Here is a 15,560-nt window from a genome sequence, read left to right on the forward strand (position 1 = left end):
CGGCCACAAAGTGCGTCAAATTCGAATAGAATTTTCCACTAAAATATACGTTCGAGTATAAACGCTGTAGCCGAAAGTATCCAAATTGGCGCGAAATGATCCTTTAAAACAAGACTTTCGTGAAAAATGACATTCTAACAGGATGCTGAAAATACCCCCGTTGTATCTCCGTCGGAGCAAGGGAAGGGGGGTGGCTATGGGGTGTCCTGTTAAGGGCGTATTCAATTGGCAGATGTAGTGAGTTCTGCCATGACCAGTGTAAATCAAAATCTCGCCGTAAACGCCCTGAATGGTTCCCAAGCGACCAAGTATGTCAGCCAGTCGGGCGATGCCTCCATCGACACCTTCTTCGAAGGCACGCCGAAAGTCTGGGCACCGAACAACGGTAACGGCCCGACACAGATCAGCTTCAGCTTCTATAACGGCAACAGCGCCACGCTGAACGAGGGCGCATACGGTAGCGGCTTTGCGGGCCAGATCGCCAACGAGCCGACCGTACAATTCACCGACGCGCAGAAAGCCGCGATCCGCGCCGCTCTGACCGAGTGGGAAAAGGTCGCCAACGTCGAATTCGTCGAAGTTCAGGAAGTGAACGGCGACGCTGGCACGATGCGCTTCTTCGGCACCAACGAAAGCTACAACGGTTACGCAGCCTATGGCTTCTACCCGTCCTCCACTTCGGCCGGTGGCGACATCTGGTTGATGGAAGACTACATGACCGCCGACAGCTGGGAGCAGGGCGAAACCTGGCAGTTCCGTACCCTCATGCACGAAATCGGCCACTCCATGGGTCTCGGTCACGCAGGCGAGGGCGGCTCTGCCGACTTCCCGACGTACCGCACCTACTCGATCATGGCCAAGAGCGACTATGCATCGAGCTGGGCCGTTGTCGACGGCGAATTCCGTTACACCGTTTCGAACACCCCGATGGTCTACGACATTCAGGCAATGCAGTACCTATACGGTGCGAACGAAAGCTACAACGCAGGCGATACGACCTACAAATTCGAGCAAGACGACGCCCAAGTCACCGCCATCTGGGATGCTGGCGGCGAGGACACTTTCGACTTCACCGACTTTACGGCCGACAACATCATCGACATGCGTGCAGGCAAATACTCGACCATCGCATTCGATGGCGTCCGTGAAGGCACCGTCAACATCGGCAACGCATTCGGTGTGACGATCGAAAACCTCGACTCCGGCGCAGGCAACGACAAGATCACCGGCAACGACGCCGCAAATGAGATCAATGCAGGTGCGGGCCGCGACGTGGTAAACGGCCTCGACGGCAACGACGTCATCTATGGCGGCGCAGGCAACGACAAACTGCGCGGTCAGGACGGCAACGACGTGCTGAACGGCGGCGAAGGCAAGGACAAGCTCTACGGCGGTGCCGGTTCCGACCAGCTGTTTGGCGACGCGACCGACCTGCTGGTGGGCAACGGCGGCGCTGACCGCTTCATCTTTACCGGCGCCGAGGGCCGCATCAAGATCAAGGACTTCGACGCCGGCCAAGGCGACGTCATCATCGCTGCCGCTTCGAACGGCGAAAGCGCAGGGGACATCCAGTCGCAAGCCTACGAGAGCGGCAAGAACACGATCCTCGAGTTTGACGACTTCACCATCGTGCTGAAAAACACGCAGCTGGACGACCTCGAAGACCACTCCGGCTGGCTCTTCTAAGACAAAAACGCAGCGATCTTGCCGATTGCTGCGTTTTTTCATTGCCCGACTAGCTTCGGTGTTAATCTTCTGGTGTAGTATGACTGTAAGTCGTACCACTTCAGGGGATGTTTCATGTCGGACGAGCAAAAGCTGCTTCAGCGCAAGGTCATGCTGATGTGTTTTCTCGGCACCCACATTCCGCTTACCGTGCTGTGTATCTACGCGATGACCAGCGGCGTGGCTGGCGTGGGTATGATGCTGCTGGCAACATTGCTCGCCACCGTAGTCGGCGCGGGTGTTGCGCTGCTTGCAGTCAGAAACGGTTTCCGTGCGATGGCGACCGCTAACTGAAAATCCAGTTCAGCACGATGACCTTCACGGTCAGAACCGCCAGCAGGCCCAGCCCGTACCACTGCCATTTCCCGATCTTGAACCGGCGTTCCTTCGCGGGATGGCCAAGCTCTTCCTGCACCGCGCTCAGCACTTTCAGCTTTTGCGCAGGGGACAGCGTCGGCCCATAAGCCTGTTCGAGGATTTCGAACCAATAGAGCGTATCCTCACCGAAATCCGCACGCGCCTTCGCGCCCTCGTCGGCTTCGGCCAGCCCGAGCAGGAACTCCATCGCATCAAGACTGCGCTGTGCATCCGGCGAGATGTCATCGTTATCGGGCATTGTGATCCAATAAATCGGGTGCTCGTAAGGAATTACGTGTCCGCTGTAAAAGAGTTGCGCGTTTCGCATCTGCAGCAGAACACGGCTAGTATTATGCTCAACCTGTGCTAGTTTTCTCACGAGCAGAAACCGTCCGCAGGAGCGGGCGATCGGGCCGATGAGGGACTTCGCCCGTATGTTTTCTGCGGCAGTAATCGGGGGCGATGTGGCTGCTTCGGACGATGACAGTAATATTCTACTGGTCGACATCGCGCGCGGATCGCGAGATGCGTTCGACCGGTTTTACGAACTTCACGCGGGGCTTGCCTTCGGTGTCGTGCTGCGCGTTGTCCGCGATCGTTCGCTGGCCGAGGATATTTTGCAGGACGTGTTCGTAAAGGTCTGGCGGTCTGCTGGTCAGTTCGACCGCAACCGCTCTGCCGCGACGACGTGGCTGGTCACCATCGCCCGCAATGCCGCCATCGACAACGTCCGCCGCTCGCAGCGCCGCGTGGTGACGACCCAGATCAACGAATGGAACGGCGGGAACGACAAATCGTCCGAAGACGAAATGATGCTCACCGACGACAAGCGTGTGCTGGCGATCTGTCTCGACGAACTTGAAGGCAAGCAGCGCTGGGCTGTCGGGAAGGCGTACCTCGAAGGGTTCACCTATCAGGAACTGGCCGTCGCGATGGACGCTCCGCTGAACACCGTGCGATCGTGGCTCCGCCGGTCGTTGCACCGTCTGCGCCTGTGCCTTGAGGAGCGCCAACCATGAGCGAAGACCTCGAAGCGCTGGCAGGCGAATACGTGCTAGGCGTGCTGCCTCCCGACGAGGAGCACGCGTTCGAAGTCCGTATGCGCACCGATGCCGAGGCCCGCGCGTGGGTGGATTACTGGCGCACCAGCTTTGCCGAGTGGTCGCAGGCCATGCCGCCCGCGCCCGTGCCGCACGTCAAAGACCGCATAGACGAGGCAATCTTTGGCAAGCCGACCTTCAAACGGTGGGAGAGGGTGCTGCTCCACCCGTTCTTTGTCCCCGGTATCGTGCTGGTCATTCTCGCCGCGACGCTATTGAAAGTGCTTCTGATCCCGCACTAGGCGTCTTCCATTTCGGCGAGGTGCGCGAGCAGGAGCTCCATGTCCATCGGTTTTGACAGAACCAGCGAAGCGCCGGCCTCGTGGAAACGTTCCATGTCATTGCCGACCGCCGCAGCCGTAAGGCCGATCATCGGGAAGGTATGGCCGCGCTCGATCAGCGTCTTGATGAGCACATCGCCTTCCATTTCGGGCATGAAGAGGTCCGTGACCAGCAGATCCGGCGTGGCGTTTGACAGGGAGTACATCGCCTCCACACCCGTGCGGGCCAAGGTGACGGATCGGAAGATTTTCTCCAGCCGCGCTTTGGTGACATCGGCCACTAGCGCGTTATCCTCGACCAGCAGGACGTCCATCCGCGAGAGGCGGGCAGGGTCGGCGGTCTTGCGGACCGCTGCGACCTCGTCGGCATCGTTCGACACGTCTTCGGGCACGCTGATCATATAGCAAGCACCGCGCGGCTGCTGGATGTATTCGATCGTCCCGCCCAAGAGCTCCACCGCTGTCTTCGCGATATAGAGGCCAAGCCCGCTGCCGTCCGCCTGATTGCGCGGGTCGTTTCCGCCGCGCTCGAACGGTTCGAACAGGCGCTCGACCTGCTCGGGCGCGATGCCGATGCCGTCGTCCTTGACGGTCCAGACGCTCCACGGATTGTCGTCCTCGTCGCGAACGCAATCGAAGCCGATGTCGATCTTGCGCCCGCGCGAGTGAATGATCGCGTTGCGCACGAGGTTGCCGATCAGCTGTTTGAGGCGCGCACTGTCCCCGACACGGCTCATGTGGGCGTTCCTGCCCAGCGTCACGCCGATGGTCATTTTGTACTTCGACGCCTGGTCCTGATAGGTGTTGCGCACCGTGTCGGCGAGCTCGGACGGCTTGTAGGGCTTTTTGACGACGGCGAGGTTCTGTTCGGGGTTAACGGCCTGACGCATGTCCGACAGCACGCCGAGCAGTTGGTGCGACGCCTCTTTCAGCTTCGGTTGCAGCTTCGCCACGGTGTCTTCGCCAAGATCTTCGATCAGCATCGACATGACCGAGGCAGGGGTGCGGATTTCGTGCGAGATGATCGAGAACATGCGCCGCTGCCGCTCGTCCTTTTCTTCCAGCACGGCGAGTGCTTTCTCCAGATCTTCGCGCTGGGCAGCCTGAACGGTGACATCCATGACGAGGCCGTAGGCCAGCTTCGCACCGCTCTCGGACCGCTCGGCCCAAACGAGGATACGCAAGATACGGATTTCTTCGCGGCGGCCACGGACGTGCAGCACCAGCTCTGCCGTCTGTCCGGGTTCTACGATGCCCAAGGTCGCCAGTTTCGCCTGCGCGTCGGGTTCGAACCGCTCAAACAGCTCGAAAATCGGAATGAATGGATGTTCGAGCGAGAACATGCGCTGACCCGTCCGGTCGAGCTGGATGATCGCTTGGTTCTGGTTGACTACGAAGATGCCCACACCCGCAAAATCGCGCGCGGCATCCAAACGGCGGATACTGGCTTTGCTGGTCTGTTCGCGGTGTTCGACAAACCCGCGATAGCTCAGGAAATATCCGACGAAGGCCAGCAGGATGATGGCGTAGTAGTCCATCAGGTTGTCGCGGGCGTCGGACGGGATGATGTCCTTGAGGAAGTTCCCCGTCATGCCGGAATAGAGCGCGAAACCGGTCGCCTGCGCGAGCGGTGCGATACGGGGAGGAAGAACAAAGCAAAGCGCGATGGCAACGAGGATCGCATCCATGGGTTGGAAGCCGCCGTACCCTTCGAGGTGCAGGATCGCGAGGCAGAAATAGATCGCAAGTGTCGGCGCGACATACTGCGCATCCTTCAGTTCGGCCTTTTGCAGAACGGCGAGGAAGAACACCAGCAGCACCGTACAGCCGCGCAGGGTGCGTTTGACGGCGAGCGACAGGAAGTTGTCGTCAAACCCCATAAGCGCCTGAAGGTCGGGCGACAGGTTGGCCATGTAGGTGTAGAACGTCGCGATCATCGCGAGGTTCATGGCAAGGAAGCCCGCCTGCGTGACCAGAACCATCGTCATATCCGCGGCATAGGCCGACAGGCGCGTCTTGGCCCGCTGGAGCGTCCGCATTGCGACAAGTCCCGTGATGACCGCGCTGACGATGTTGATGATCAGGAAGAACACCAAGACCCACGGTGCGGTCACGACCAACTCCCGCCAGTGCTCCATCCCGCTCATGGGAAGGAAGATCGGCATCAGGAATACGAAGATGAACACCACCACGGGCACCCAGAACAGGCGCGCGGGGTAGATAATCATGCCGATGATGATGGTGTAATGCGCGATGTGCGGGCTGAACTGGATCGCGAACAGGTTCGAGCCGTGCATCGCTGCGCCGACGGACATCAGCAGCGTCCACATCACCACGACGGGCACGAGGAAGATCAGGAACCTGAACGGAGCCTTGGCAACGCTCCGCCGCAGTTTGTACAGGCGCGAGACGGCGAAGCCGTCCTTGAGAGGTTCGGTGGACGAGAAAAACTCTGGCTTCACACTGGGATCAGAGAGTCGAGTCATAGTACCTGCACGGTCCGGCCTGCCACGTCACCGGTCCTCCAACACATCCATATCGACACGCGGCAGCGTTGCCTGTCAAATCACAGTACGACCAACGGACGAGTGCATGAAGCCACGCACCGCCAATGATTGCCGATCGTATCCTATTGTATCGGAATACGTTGCGAATTCTTCATTGGTTGCAAATTTTTGCAATCCGGCGAAGGCCGTCCGCGTCAGAACATGATGTCGTCGAGGTCGTCACCGCCGCCGCCCGCGCTGGCCTTGGGGGCGTCGCCGAAATCGTCAAACAGGCCGTCGTCTTCTTCCACATGGGCAGGGCGCTCGGCACCCAGAACGTTGTCGTGGAGGACACGTTCCGCTTCCATCGTGTAGTGCGACCGCAGTTTCGCAAGCACCGCGCCGTCGGCCGATCCTTCGGCAGGAACCTCGGGGTTCGGCGGCAGCATGGCGCGGTAGATATGGACGGGCTGCTCTACCGCATCTAGATCGTTTAGTGCGGTGCGGAAGGTCGAGAGGTTCGCGATGGTTTCCTCGATCCGTTCCGGCAGTTTCTTGGCCGTGACCGAGAAAGCATCCGAGGTCGTCAGCACCACTTCGCCAATCTGGTTCATATGCGTGCGCAGGTCGGTCGCGTCGGTGAGGAACGTGCCGAGGCTCGATTCCAAACCTTTGATGTGGTCCTCGGTGACAGCGTGGATGCGGACGCGGGATTTCTCCAGAATGCTCTGAAGACGGTGGATGATCGCGTCGCTTTCGTCGGTCAGATCACGCAGCCACTGTGCCAGTTCGCGCAAGGCGCGGCCGTCTTCGCCCAGCTTGGCGCAGATGATGACCGCGTTGATACCGGCGAGGCGAACTTCGTGGGCGATTTTGCGCAGGGTGGACTCGTGCTTGAGGATCACGTCGAGGCGTTTGTTGATCTTCTGCGCCTGTCCCGCCATCACCGCAAAGTGCTTGCGGCTGGCGTCGAGGCTCGTGTTCAGATCATTCTCGTCATGGTCGATTTCCCAGACCGAGCGTTGGCCGAAAGCCGAAACGGCAGCAGCCTGAAGCGCCTGATGCGCACTGTCGCCCACACCTTCGAGCGATCCGATCGCCACGTCGACTTCGGCAATCGCGTCTTCGCGGGCGCCCTCGGTCAGGGCAATCGACACGTCGATAAGCGTCGCGCTGAAGTCGGGCTTGGCCCCAGTGCAATAGCTCAGGGTCTGTTCGACACGTTCGAAACGCTGGCGTGTGGAGTCGCCGATCTGCATCGCGATGATGATGCGCGACACTTCGGACGAAATCTGGCCCATCTGCGTGGACAGCTCCAGCGAGGCGCTCATCAGGGCGTCCTGACTGTTCCGCATTCGCTGCGAGATCGTGGCATATCCGGTGATCGCAGGGATCACGTTGCGGCGCAGATCAAGCAGCATGTCCTTCTGTTCGTATTCCATCTTGGACACGTCGAAGATGGCCGAGGACATGGCGTCGTTGATCTCGCCAAGGATCTCTTCGGCCTCGCTCGACATGGTGCCGAGCCGCTCGATGAACGCCGTCACCTGCGGGCGGGGCGGGACAAGGCCATTGCCCTGAATGCGCGCGTTGATGGAGATGTTCGCCATGGTGCGCACGACACGGTCAAGCTCGCGCACTTCGGTTAGGATTGCACGGATCGCGTCGCGCAGACCGTCGGATGCCACGCCAAAGCCGTCAATGTCGCTGCGCAGGTTGCTCAGCTCGGTGTTGACGGTGTCAATCGACTGACCAAGCGCCTCGCTGTCGCCGAGCGTCTTTTCCAGCGTGCGGAATTCTTCGGACAGGTTCTGCAATTCGTCCAGAGACGCTTCGAGCCCCGTACCCGCGGCATCGAAAATGCGTTCGGTCTCACCGCGCAAACTCGCAATGCCGATCCGGAAATTTTCGGCCGGTGTATTCGTGTTGGATTGGCGCAGAACCTGGTTCATGACGATTATCCTCCGCGGTGCATCCGCGCAAAGGCCATGATGGCCGTCGCGATGCGGTTGAGCGGCATGACTTGCTGGGCGTGGCCACGCTCCACTGCCGCGCGGGGCATGCCATAGACGACGCAGGAGGCTTCATCCTGCGCAATGGTCCGGCCGCCGATCTGTTTGATCTCGCCAAGGCACGTTGCGCCGTCGTCGCCCATGCCCGTCATGATGACGCCGAGCGTATTGGCACCGGCTTCTGCCGCGCCGGAACGGAACAGCACGTCTGCGGACGGCTTGTGGCGACTGACGGGCGCGCCTTCGATGACCTTGCAACGATAGTTCTGACCGATGCGCTGGAGCGCGAGGTGACGATCGCCCGCCGCAATGATCGCGTGCCCCTGCTGGACTGGCATCCCGTCTGCAGCTTCGAACACGCGGATCTGGGAAAGACTGTCAAGGCGGCGCGCAAAGGCGCTGGTGAAGCCCTTCGGCATATGCTGGACGATCACGATGCCGGGCGCATCAGGGGGCAGGGCGCAGAGGACTTCGCGCAGGGCCTCGGTCCCGCCCGTGGACGCGCCGATGCAGACGATCGGCTCGGTGCGCGGGTGGGCTTTCTTGAAATTCGGCGGCGGCAGGATTTCGTCCGCAGTCAGCCTGGGCGACGGCGGAACTGGCGCAGCAGGGCCGGTGCGGCGGCGCACCGCACGACCGCGACCACGCGACTGCGCTGCCCCGTAAACCGCGTTGCAGATCGTTTCGGCCGCTTCGGCGCGTTCCTGATCGCTCCGCGGGGCGGGCTTGAGGATGACGTCGATAGCACCTGCCTCCAGCGCCTCGACCGTACGGGCAGAGCCCTGATCGGTTAGCGAAGAGCAGATGATGATCGGCAGCGGGCGCTGGTCCATGATTTTGCGTAGGAAGGTCAGGCCATCCATTCCCGGCATTTCAAGGTCGAGCAGAATAACGTCCGGCAACGCATCTTTCATCGTGCGCGCAGCCGTGTAGGCATCCTGCGCTGCAGCCAGCACCTCGATCCCGGGATCGGTCTCCAAGAGGCGCTTGAGCATGACACGAGACGACGAGGAGTCGTCGACGATGAGAACTTTGATTTTATCGTTACCGAGAGACATTACAGAGCCTTCTTGAAGATAGTCGGTTGGACGTGTTCCAGTCCTTCGGACCGCACGATCATGCTTTCCGCATGACCGGTGATCAGATAGCCGCCAGGCGCGAGGTGGTCTTGCATACGGCGTACCACAGCCGATTTGTCGTCCGCGTCGAAGTAGATCAGCACGTTGCGCAAGAAGATCACGTTGATATCCCGATCCAGCGGATAGGTCGGGTCCATCAGGTTCATGTGGCGGAACTTCACGCGGCGGCGCAATTCGGGCACAACGCGCACCTTCGTCGCGACTTCGGGCGCGGTGCCGCGCATGAAGTATTTGGACGACAGATGGCGCGGGATCAGCTTAATCTGTTCGGCTTCGTAGACCGCCTGATTGGCGCGCTGAACCATGCGGCGCGAGATGTCCGTGCCGAGGATCGCCCACTCGAACTTGCGCCGGATCGCGGCTTCGTTGAGCACCATCGCAGCGGTGAACGCTTCTGCCCCTTCGGAGCTTGCCGCACTCCAGACCTTGAACTTGCGGCGATCATTCGCCGTCCGGTCGAGGAATTCCTTCAGCGCGACCTCCGTGAGGAAATCGAAATGCTCGGCCTCGCGGAAAAAGCTGGTGGTGTTCGTGGTCAGAAGGTCCAGCACGACCTTGATCTCGTCCTGACCGAGCTTGCCCTGCATGAGTTCCTGAAGGTAGGTCTCTGTATCGGGCAAACGCGCCAGCACCACACGGCGGCGCAGGCGTTGCTCGATCATGGCGACCTTGCCCTCGGGCAGGGAAATTCCGCTGAGCGATTTGAGCAGCTCGCGGAATCTCTGGCTGGTCAGTGACTGGATAGCTTCGGCCATATATGGTTCACGCCGCAGATGAGCTGTCGGAAGCAGACACGTCTGAGTCCATTTTCAGCAGGGTACGCCCGGCTTGGGCAAAAAGGTTATCGAGGTCGAGCACGCTGACGACTTCGCCATTGCGGCGACCGATGCCTTCGATCGAAGCGCCGTGCCATTGCAGCAGGTCGGCTTCGGACATCGGACGCAGTTCTCCGTCGTCGACTTGGCAAACCTCGATCACCTTGTCGGTGCGCAGACCTATGACGAGCTTGCGCCCGCCGTGGTCGATCAGCGTCACGAGGATGCGGGTCTGCGGCGTGTCTTCCAGAGCGGGAAGCTTCAGAAGCGTGCGCAGATCCACCACCGGAATGTTATCGCCGCGAAGGTCGATAACGCCCATCAGGTAGGCCGGTGCGCTGGGCATCGGCGAAATCGGACGGATGTCGAGAATTTCCTGCACCCGTTCGACCGGGACTCCGTAGAGTCCACGGTCGACGGTGAAGGTCACTACTCCGGATGCGATAGACATTCGGTGTCCTCCAGTCAGGCGTTAGCCGCGTGCGAAGGCTTGGTCGAGATTGTCGTCGCCACCTTCCAGATCGAAGTCGAAACCGGCGCTATCGTCGTGACGCGGCATCGGGGAGTGACCCTTGTTTGCCGGTGCCGCGTTGCGCGGCTGGCTGCGACGGATCGCACCCGCGTTCGATGCGCCGTCGACCTTGAAGAAGCTCACGGTCTCCGACAGTTCGGCCGACAGGTCGGCCAGTTCGGTCGCGCTGGACGACAGCTGTTCCGACGCAGAGGTGTTTTCCTGCGTGACGCGGTCGAGCTGGTTGATCGACATGCTGATCTGCGAGGAGCCGGTGGCCAGTTCGCGCGATGCAACGGTGATCTCGGTGACGAGCTGCGAGGTGCGCTCGATATCGGGAACCAGTGCCTGCAGCATGTCGCCTGCGCTGGCTGCGGTCGTGACGGTCGAAGCCGACAGCGACGAGATTTCCGCAGCAGCGGTCTGGCTGCGTTCTGCAAGCTTGCGTACTTCGGCAGCAACAACCGCGAAGCCGCGACCATGTTCACCTGCACGGGCTGCTTCCACAGCGGCGTTCAGAGCGAGAAGGTCGGTCTGACGCGCGATTTCCTGAACGATCATGATACGCTCTGCGATGGTCTGCATCGCGTTGACGGCGTCCGATACGGCCTTGCCCGAAGCGCGGGCGTCTTCTGCCGACTTGGTCGCCATCTTTTCGGTGGTCTGCGCGTTTTCCGACGATTGCTTGATGTTCGCAGCCATCTCTTCGACAGCAGCCGAAGCTTCTTCGGTCGACGAAGCCTGCTCGGTCGCACCCTGCGAAAGCTGCTCCGAGGTCGCGGCCATCTGGTTCGCACCGTTCGACACGTTGCGCACCGAAACCGAAACTTCGTTCACGATGTTACGCAGGTTGGTGACCATCTCGTTCATCGCGTTCTGAAGCTGGGCAATCTCGTCCGAGCCCTTCACTTCAAGCATGTTGCGCAGGTCGCCGTTGGCGATCTTGTTGGCAGCCTTGGCGCTGAGCGCGAGGCGGCGCGAGATGCTCAGAACGATGAAGGTCGACGAAATGACGCCGACGGCAATCGCAGCAGCCGCAAGAAGGATCAGGTTCATACGGTTGGTGACGAATGCAGCGTGGTTCGCAGCAACGTCGGCTTCGACCTTGCCGTGGATGACTTCGTGCAGTTCCTCGAGTTTCTCTTCGATGTGGAAGTTCGTTGCACCGAGATCATCGTGATAGAGCGTGTTTGCCATATCGCCCTGACCCGAAAGTTCGAAGCTGATCACGCGGCGGGCAGTCGCTGCCGCTTCTTCGCGCAGGGACTGGATTTCAGCCACGATCGGCAGGGCTGCCGGAATGTGGCTGCCTCCCAGTTCTTCGATAATGCGATCTGCGTTCTCTCCATGAGCACGCATTTCTTCCTGAAGGTTCGGGATGTGGTTTGCAGGTGCACCCGGAAGACCGATCAGGATTCTCGAGACCGTGTAGGCTTCGAGAAGCTGCTCTTTGCGTAGATCTTCGACCAGCAGCAGTTCAGGCACCTCGACGTCGACGACGCCCGAGAAGCTCTCGTTCGTTTTGGTCAGGTTGTTGATCGCCATCCACGAGGAGAAGGCGAATAGGGCGAACACAAAGGCAAATGTCGCCGCGAGTTTGGCTTTGATTGTAAGGCGCATGGCGTGTCCTCTTTAGGCAGCAGCAGCGGCGCGCTGCGCCATTGCGGTACAAATGGTGGAAAGATCAGGCATCAGGACGAAAGTCTCGTCGTCACCCTTGAAGAGACCGGTAACAAAGTCGGCGGGCCACATGCTGTTGGACGGCAGCGGCTCGATCGACGATTTGGGGATCATCGCAACCTCGTGGACGATGTCGGACATGATCGCGACGGTCGCCGGCTCTCCTGCAAGCAGCAGTTCGAGCACAAGGAAACGACGGGCATCTTCGGGACGGTCGGCGGGGCCTTTGTCCGTGATACCCAGCGGCAGGCGCAGATCGGCCAACGGCAGAACCTGCCCGCGCACATTCAGAACCCAAGGGGCGAATTTTCCCGCACCCGGAACACGGGTCATAGGCAGCGGGTCCATAATCTCGCGCAGGTCGGTCGCCGGAATGGCGAGCTTCTGCGGCCCGATGGAAAACGTAATCACCGTGATGGTGGCGTTCTTGTTGGTTTCAGCGCTCATGCAGCAGCCTCCTTCGAGCTGTCGGCCAGCGGACCGGCCTGTGCGAGCAATTGCGGCACGTCGATAATCAGCGACACCGTGCCATCACCGAGGATGGTGGCGCCCGAGATCGACCGTGCACTGTGCTGGAGTTTGGAAACCTGTTTGATCACCGTCTGGTTGGTGCCGATGATGTGGTCGACGACGATACCGATGCGGCTCTCGCCCGCTTCGACAACGACGACGTTCTGTTCCTTGGGCGCTTCGCCCGTACATTCGAAGATGCTGCGCAGGCGGATGAACGGGACAAAGTGACCACGGATATCGAGGTAATCGCCCGTCCGGCTCGCCAGCGTCTTTTCGGCCGGCAGTTCGAAGATTTCCTTCACCGCCGCCATCGGCAGTGTGTAGCGCTCATCGTCCACTTCGATCAGCAGACCGTCGATGATCGCCAGCGTCAGCGGCAGGCGCAGGGTCACCGTGGTGCCTTCGCCCAGTTTCGATGCGACTTCGATATTGCCGCGCAGGCCTTCGATGGTCCGGCGCACAACATCCATACCGACACCGCGCCCCGAAAGCTCGGTCACCGTTTCGGCGGTCGAGAAACCGGGCTCGAAGATCAGCATGAAGATCTGGCTATCGGTCAGCACCATGTCCGAATTGATGAGTCCGCGCTCGATAGCTTTGTGGCGGATCACGTCGGGGTTCATGCCGCGGCCGTCGTCCTTGACGCGGATCAGCACTTCGCCGCCCGCGTGGACAGCCGACAGCTCGACCTTTCCGATCATCGGCTTGCCGGTCGTTTCGCGCTGTTCCTGCGTTTCCATGCCGTGATCGATGGCGTTGCGAAGGATGTGCACCAGCGGATCGGCCAGCTTTTCAATGACGGTCTTGTCGAGCTCGGTTTCCTCGCCGTGAACCTCGAAATCGACGGGTTTGTTCAGATCGTCCGACAGACCCATAATCAGGCGACGGCAACGGGCCACGAGCGTGCGCATCGGCACCATCCGCATGGTCATTGTCGCATCGCGCAGACGCGCGGCAAGGCGAGCGACTTCTTCGGCTGTGGCGATGATCGCGGCATCACGGCTCTGGCGGGCCAGTTCGGTCAGGCGGGCCTCGACGGTGACAAGCTCACCGACCGAGTCCATGAGCGTATCGAGGCGCGCCGCAGGGACGCGGACGGAAGCCGCAGGCTCGGAAGACGCATCGGCCTTGGGTGCTTTGGCAGCAGGCTTCGGTGCAGCGGGCGCAAGGGCAGGCTTCGGCGCTTCGGCAACCGGCGCATCCTCTGCCTCGTCTTCCTCTACCTCATCGGGTGCGAAGAAACCGACGCCCTCTTCGTTCTCATGCTCGGCAGCAAGTTCGCCCAGATCGAGGTCGAAACCGCCCTCGGCAGGCGCGTCCGCTTCAAGGCTCCAATCCGCTTCGGCGAACATGAAGACTTCGTCGATGTCCTCGCGGCTGATGCCATCGGGGAAATACATCGACCAGCCGACATAGCAGACGTCGACATCAAGGTCCGACAGACCCGGAACGCGAGAGATATCGGCCTTCAAATCCGTACCGCCCAGATCGCGCAATTCGCCCAGAACGACCGACGGAATAGCGCCAAGGCCCAGCGCATCGTCCGTCAGGGTAAAGCGCAGGATCGCACCGGCGGTGACGGGCTCCGGCTCGGGCAGGGGATCTCCGAAATCAACATCCAGAGGTTCTTCGACGGCAGGCGCAGGCGGGGCATCGCCCGCATCGGCGGTCATCGCAGTCAGCGCGGCAAGGATCTCCTCCCGCACACCGTCCGGATCGTCCGTGCCTTCGACAAGGCCGGGGATTTCATCACGGGCAGCGAGGCCGAGCTTGATCAGTTCGTTCGTCACTTTGACCTGACCCGAGCGGACCTTGTCGAAAGCGGTTTCAAAGTCGTGGATAAAAGCCGCGAGGTCGACAAATCCAAACATCGCGCCGCTACCTTTGATGGTATGCAGATCGCGGAACACCTGATTGACCAGCCCCTCGTCATCGGGGCTGACCTGCAAGTCGATGAGACCCCGTTCGAGGCTCTCGAGCAGTTCTCTCAGCTCTTCGTGGAAAATTTCGACCATTTCATCGGACATCAGCCAAGCACCTTCTTCATCACGGCAAGCAGCTTGTCCTGAGTGAACGGTTTGACCATCCAGCCCAGCGCACCCGCAGCGCGGGCCTGTTGCTTGAGGTTGTCTGCGGAATCCGTGGACAGCACGACGATCGGCACACCTTTGCCGTTCGGATGCGCGCGCAGGGCGCGGATCATGCTGATGCCGTCCATGTTGGGCATGTTCTGGTCAGTGATGATCGCATCGACGCGGCTGGTGGTCGCCTTGGCAAAGCCGTCCTGACCGTCCACCGCTTCGAGCACATTGTAGCCCGCCTCGCGCAGCGTCAGAGACACCATGCGCCGGATCGAGGGGCTGTCATCTACCGTCAGAATGGTTTTACTCATAATATCCTCAGTGCTCGTTATTTTCTGCTACAGGCTCTGCGAGTGCGAGTTGGGAGCCCAGCGCGTGCAAGGACACTGCCTGCGCAACGGCGCTGTCTGCTCCTGCAAGAACCGTGAAAGTCCGCGCGCGTGCCGCCGCATCGAGCGAAGCACTGACCATGACCTGAAGCGGTCCGAAGTCGATTTTGGTCACTTCGGTTGCGTCGATCAGACAATCACCTTCGTCCACGGCCTCGATCAGAACTTCGAGGAGGTCGGTAGAATCCGCGTGGTTGAGGTCCCCTGTCAGGGCGATTTCGACGTTTGGCATGCCTTGCTCCGATCTACCGTTATCGCGACAGCCTGCAGAACTGTCTGGTATGCCACGTCTAACGGTTGATCGAAGCAAACCTTTATGACGCCATCGGCTTGGGCGGTGTATCCTTTTGGACGGGCCGCCCGATCAATGGGTCAGTATTGGGCTTCTCTGTGCAAATACCTTGCCATTTAACGAAAAGTTTCTTGATCGGAGCGAGTGGTTAATTCCCGTTAAAGTTGACAGTTGTCAAT

Annotated in this window: 15 protein-coding genes; 4 read left to right on the forward strand and 11 right to left on the reverse strand. The window is 60.3% G+C overall.

The features are described from left to right. Positions 1-249 precede the first annotated feature (249 nt). Both IF204_RS20235 and IF204_RS00320 read left to right on the forward strand, forming a co-directional pair. Positions 250-1,686, forward strand: coding sequence for a M10 family metallopeptidase C-terminal domain-containing protein (locus IF204_RS20235; protein WP_322743242.1), 1,437 nt, complete (start codon positions 250-252; stop codon positions 1,684-1,686). Positions 1,687-1,800: 114 nt separating this feature from the next. Further along, positions 1,801-2,019 (forward strand): hypothetical protein, encoded by a 219-nt coding sequence (locus tag IF204_RS00320; protein ID WP_167637439.1) that lies wholly within the window; start codon positions 1,801-1,803, stop codon positions 2,017-2,019. On the opposite strand, the gene IF204_RS00325 is transcribed toward IF204_RS00320, so the two are convergent. Next, positions 2,012-2,341 carry a hypothetical protein gene (locus IF204_RS00325; RefSeq protein ID WP_194093755.1) on the reverse strand — a complete coding sequence of 110 codons (330 nt, stop codon included), beginning with the start codon at positions 2,339-2,341 and terminating at the stop codon, positions 2,012-2,014. The two genes, IF204_RS00320 and IF204_RS00325, sit on opposite strands and share 8 nt — an antisense overlap. 157 nt (positions 2,342-2,498) lie before the next feature. Here IF204_RS00325 and IF204_RS00330 point away from each other — a divergent pair, with 157 nt between their 5' ends. Together IF204_RS00330 and IF204_RS00335 are read left to right on the forward strand one after the other, a co-directional pair. Further along, positions 2,499-3,101, forward strand: a complete 603-nt coding sequence (locus tag IF204_RS00330) for a sigma-70 family RNA polymerase sigma factor (RefSeq protein ID WP_194093757.1) — start codon at positions 2,499-2,501, stop codon at positions 3,099-3,101. After that, a complete protein-coding gene (locus IF204_RS00335; RefSeq protein WP_194093759.1) occupies positions 3,098-3,424 on the forward strand; it encodes a hypothetical protein in 327 nt (108 codons plus the stop codon). Before IF204_RS00330 ends, IF204_RS00335 begins: the two co-directional genes overlap by 4 nt. Here IF204_RS00335 and IF204_RS00340 read toward each other — a convergent pair. From IF204_RS00340 to IF204_RS00385, 10 genes are all read right to left on the reverse strand, one after another. Then, positions 3,421-5,949: an ATP-binding response regulator gene (locus IF204_RS00340; protein WP_194093761.1), complete on the reverse strand. Its 2,529-nt coding sequence runs from the start codon at positions 5,947-5,949 to the stop codon at positions 3,421-3,423. The two genes, IF204_RS00335 and IF204_RS00340, sit on opposite strands and share 4 nt — an antisense overlap. Before the next feature lie 215 nt (positions 5,950-6,164). Continuing rightward, positions 6,165-7,901 (reverse strand): AAA family ATPase, encoded by a 1,737-nt coding sequence (locus IF204_RS00345; protein ID WP_194093763.1) that lies wholly within the window; start codon positions 7,899-7,901, stop codon positions 6,165-6,167. A gap of 5 nt (positions 7,902-7,906) precedes the next feature. Further along, entirely contained in the window at positions 7,907-9,019 is a 1,113-nt protein-coding gene (locus tag IF204_RS00350) for a protein-glutamate methylesterase/protein-glutamine glutaminase (RefSeq protein ID WP_194093765.1), read from the reverse strand. After that, positions 9,019-9,855 (reverse strand): CheR family methyltransferase, encoded by an 837-nt coding sequence (locus tag IF204_RS00355; RefSeq protein ID WP_194093767.1) that lies wholly within the window; start codon positions 9,853-9,855, stop codon positions 9,019-9,021. Before IF204_RS00355 ends, IF204_RS00350 begins: the two co-directional genes overlap by 1 nt. A gap of 7 nt (positions 9,856-9,862) precedes the next feature. Further along, positions 9,863-10,366 carry a chemotaxis protein CheW gene (locus IF204_RS00360; protein ID WP_194093768.1) on the reverse strand — a complete coding sequence of 168 codons (504 nt, stop codon included), beginning with the start codon at positions 10,364-10,366 and terminating at the stop codon, positions 9,863-9,865. Positions 10,367-10,387: 21 nt separating this feature from the next. Next, positions 10,388-12,046 (reverse strand): methyl-accepting chemotaxis protein, encoded by a 1,659-nt coding sequence (locus IF204_RS00365; protein ID WP_194093770.1) that lies wholly within the window; start codon positions 12,044-12,046, stop codon positions 10,388-10,390. Positions 12,047-12,058: 12 nt separating this feature from the next. Next, positions 12,059-12,553 carry a chemotaxis protein CheW gene (locus tag IF204_RS00370; RefSeq protein ID WP_194093772.1) on the reverse strand — a complete coding sequence of 165 codons (495 nt, stop codon included), beginning with the start codon at positions 12,551-12,553 and terminating at the stop codon, positions 12,059-12,061. Then, positions 12,550-14,646: a chemotaxis protein CheA gene (locus tag IF204_RS00375; RefSeq protein ID WP_228068991.1), complete on the reverse strand. Its 2,097-nt coding sequence runs from the start codon at positions 14,644-14,646 to the stop codon at positions 12,550-12,552. Before IF204_RS00375 ends, IF204_RS00370 begins: the two co-directional genes overlap by 4 nt. Continuing rightward, the gene (locus IF204_RS00380; protein WP_167637450.1) at positions 14,646-15,011 is read right to left on the reverse strand and encodes a response regulator; all 366 of its coding nucleotides are present in this window, start codon (positions 15,009-15,011) and stop codon (positions 14,646-14,648) included. The genes IF204_RS00375 and IF204_RS00380 overlap by 1 nt, the downstream gene beginning before the upstream one ends. A 7-nt stretch (positions 15,012-15,018) precedes the next feature. Continuing rightward, a complete protein-coding gene (locus tag IF204_RS00385) occupies positions 15,019-15,321 on the reverse strand; it encodes an STAS domain-containing protein (RefSeq protein WP_194093774.1) in 303 nt (100 codons plus the stop codon). Positions 15,322-15,560: the final 239 nt, after the last annotated feature.

It is taken from the genome of Marivivens aquimaris, from assembly GCF_015220045.1.
Taxonomy (GTDB): Bacteria; Pseudomonadota; Alphaproteobacteria; order Rhodobacterales; family Rhodobacteraceae; genus Marivivens; species Marivivens aquimaris.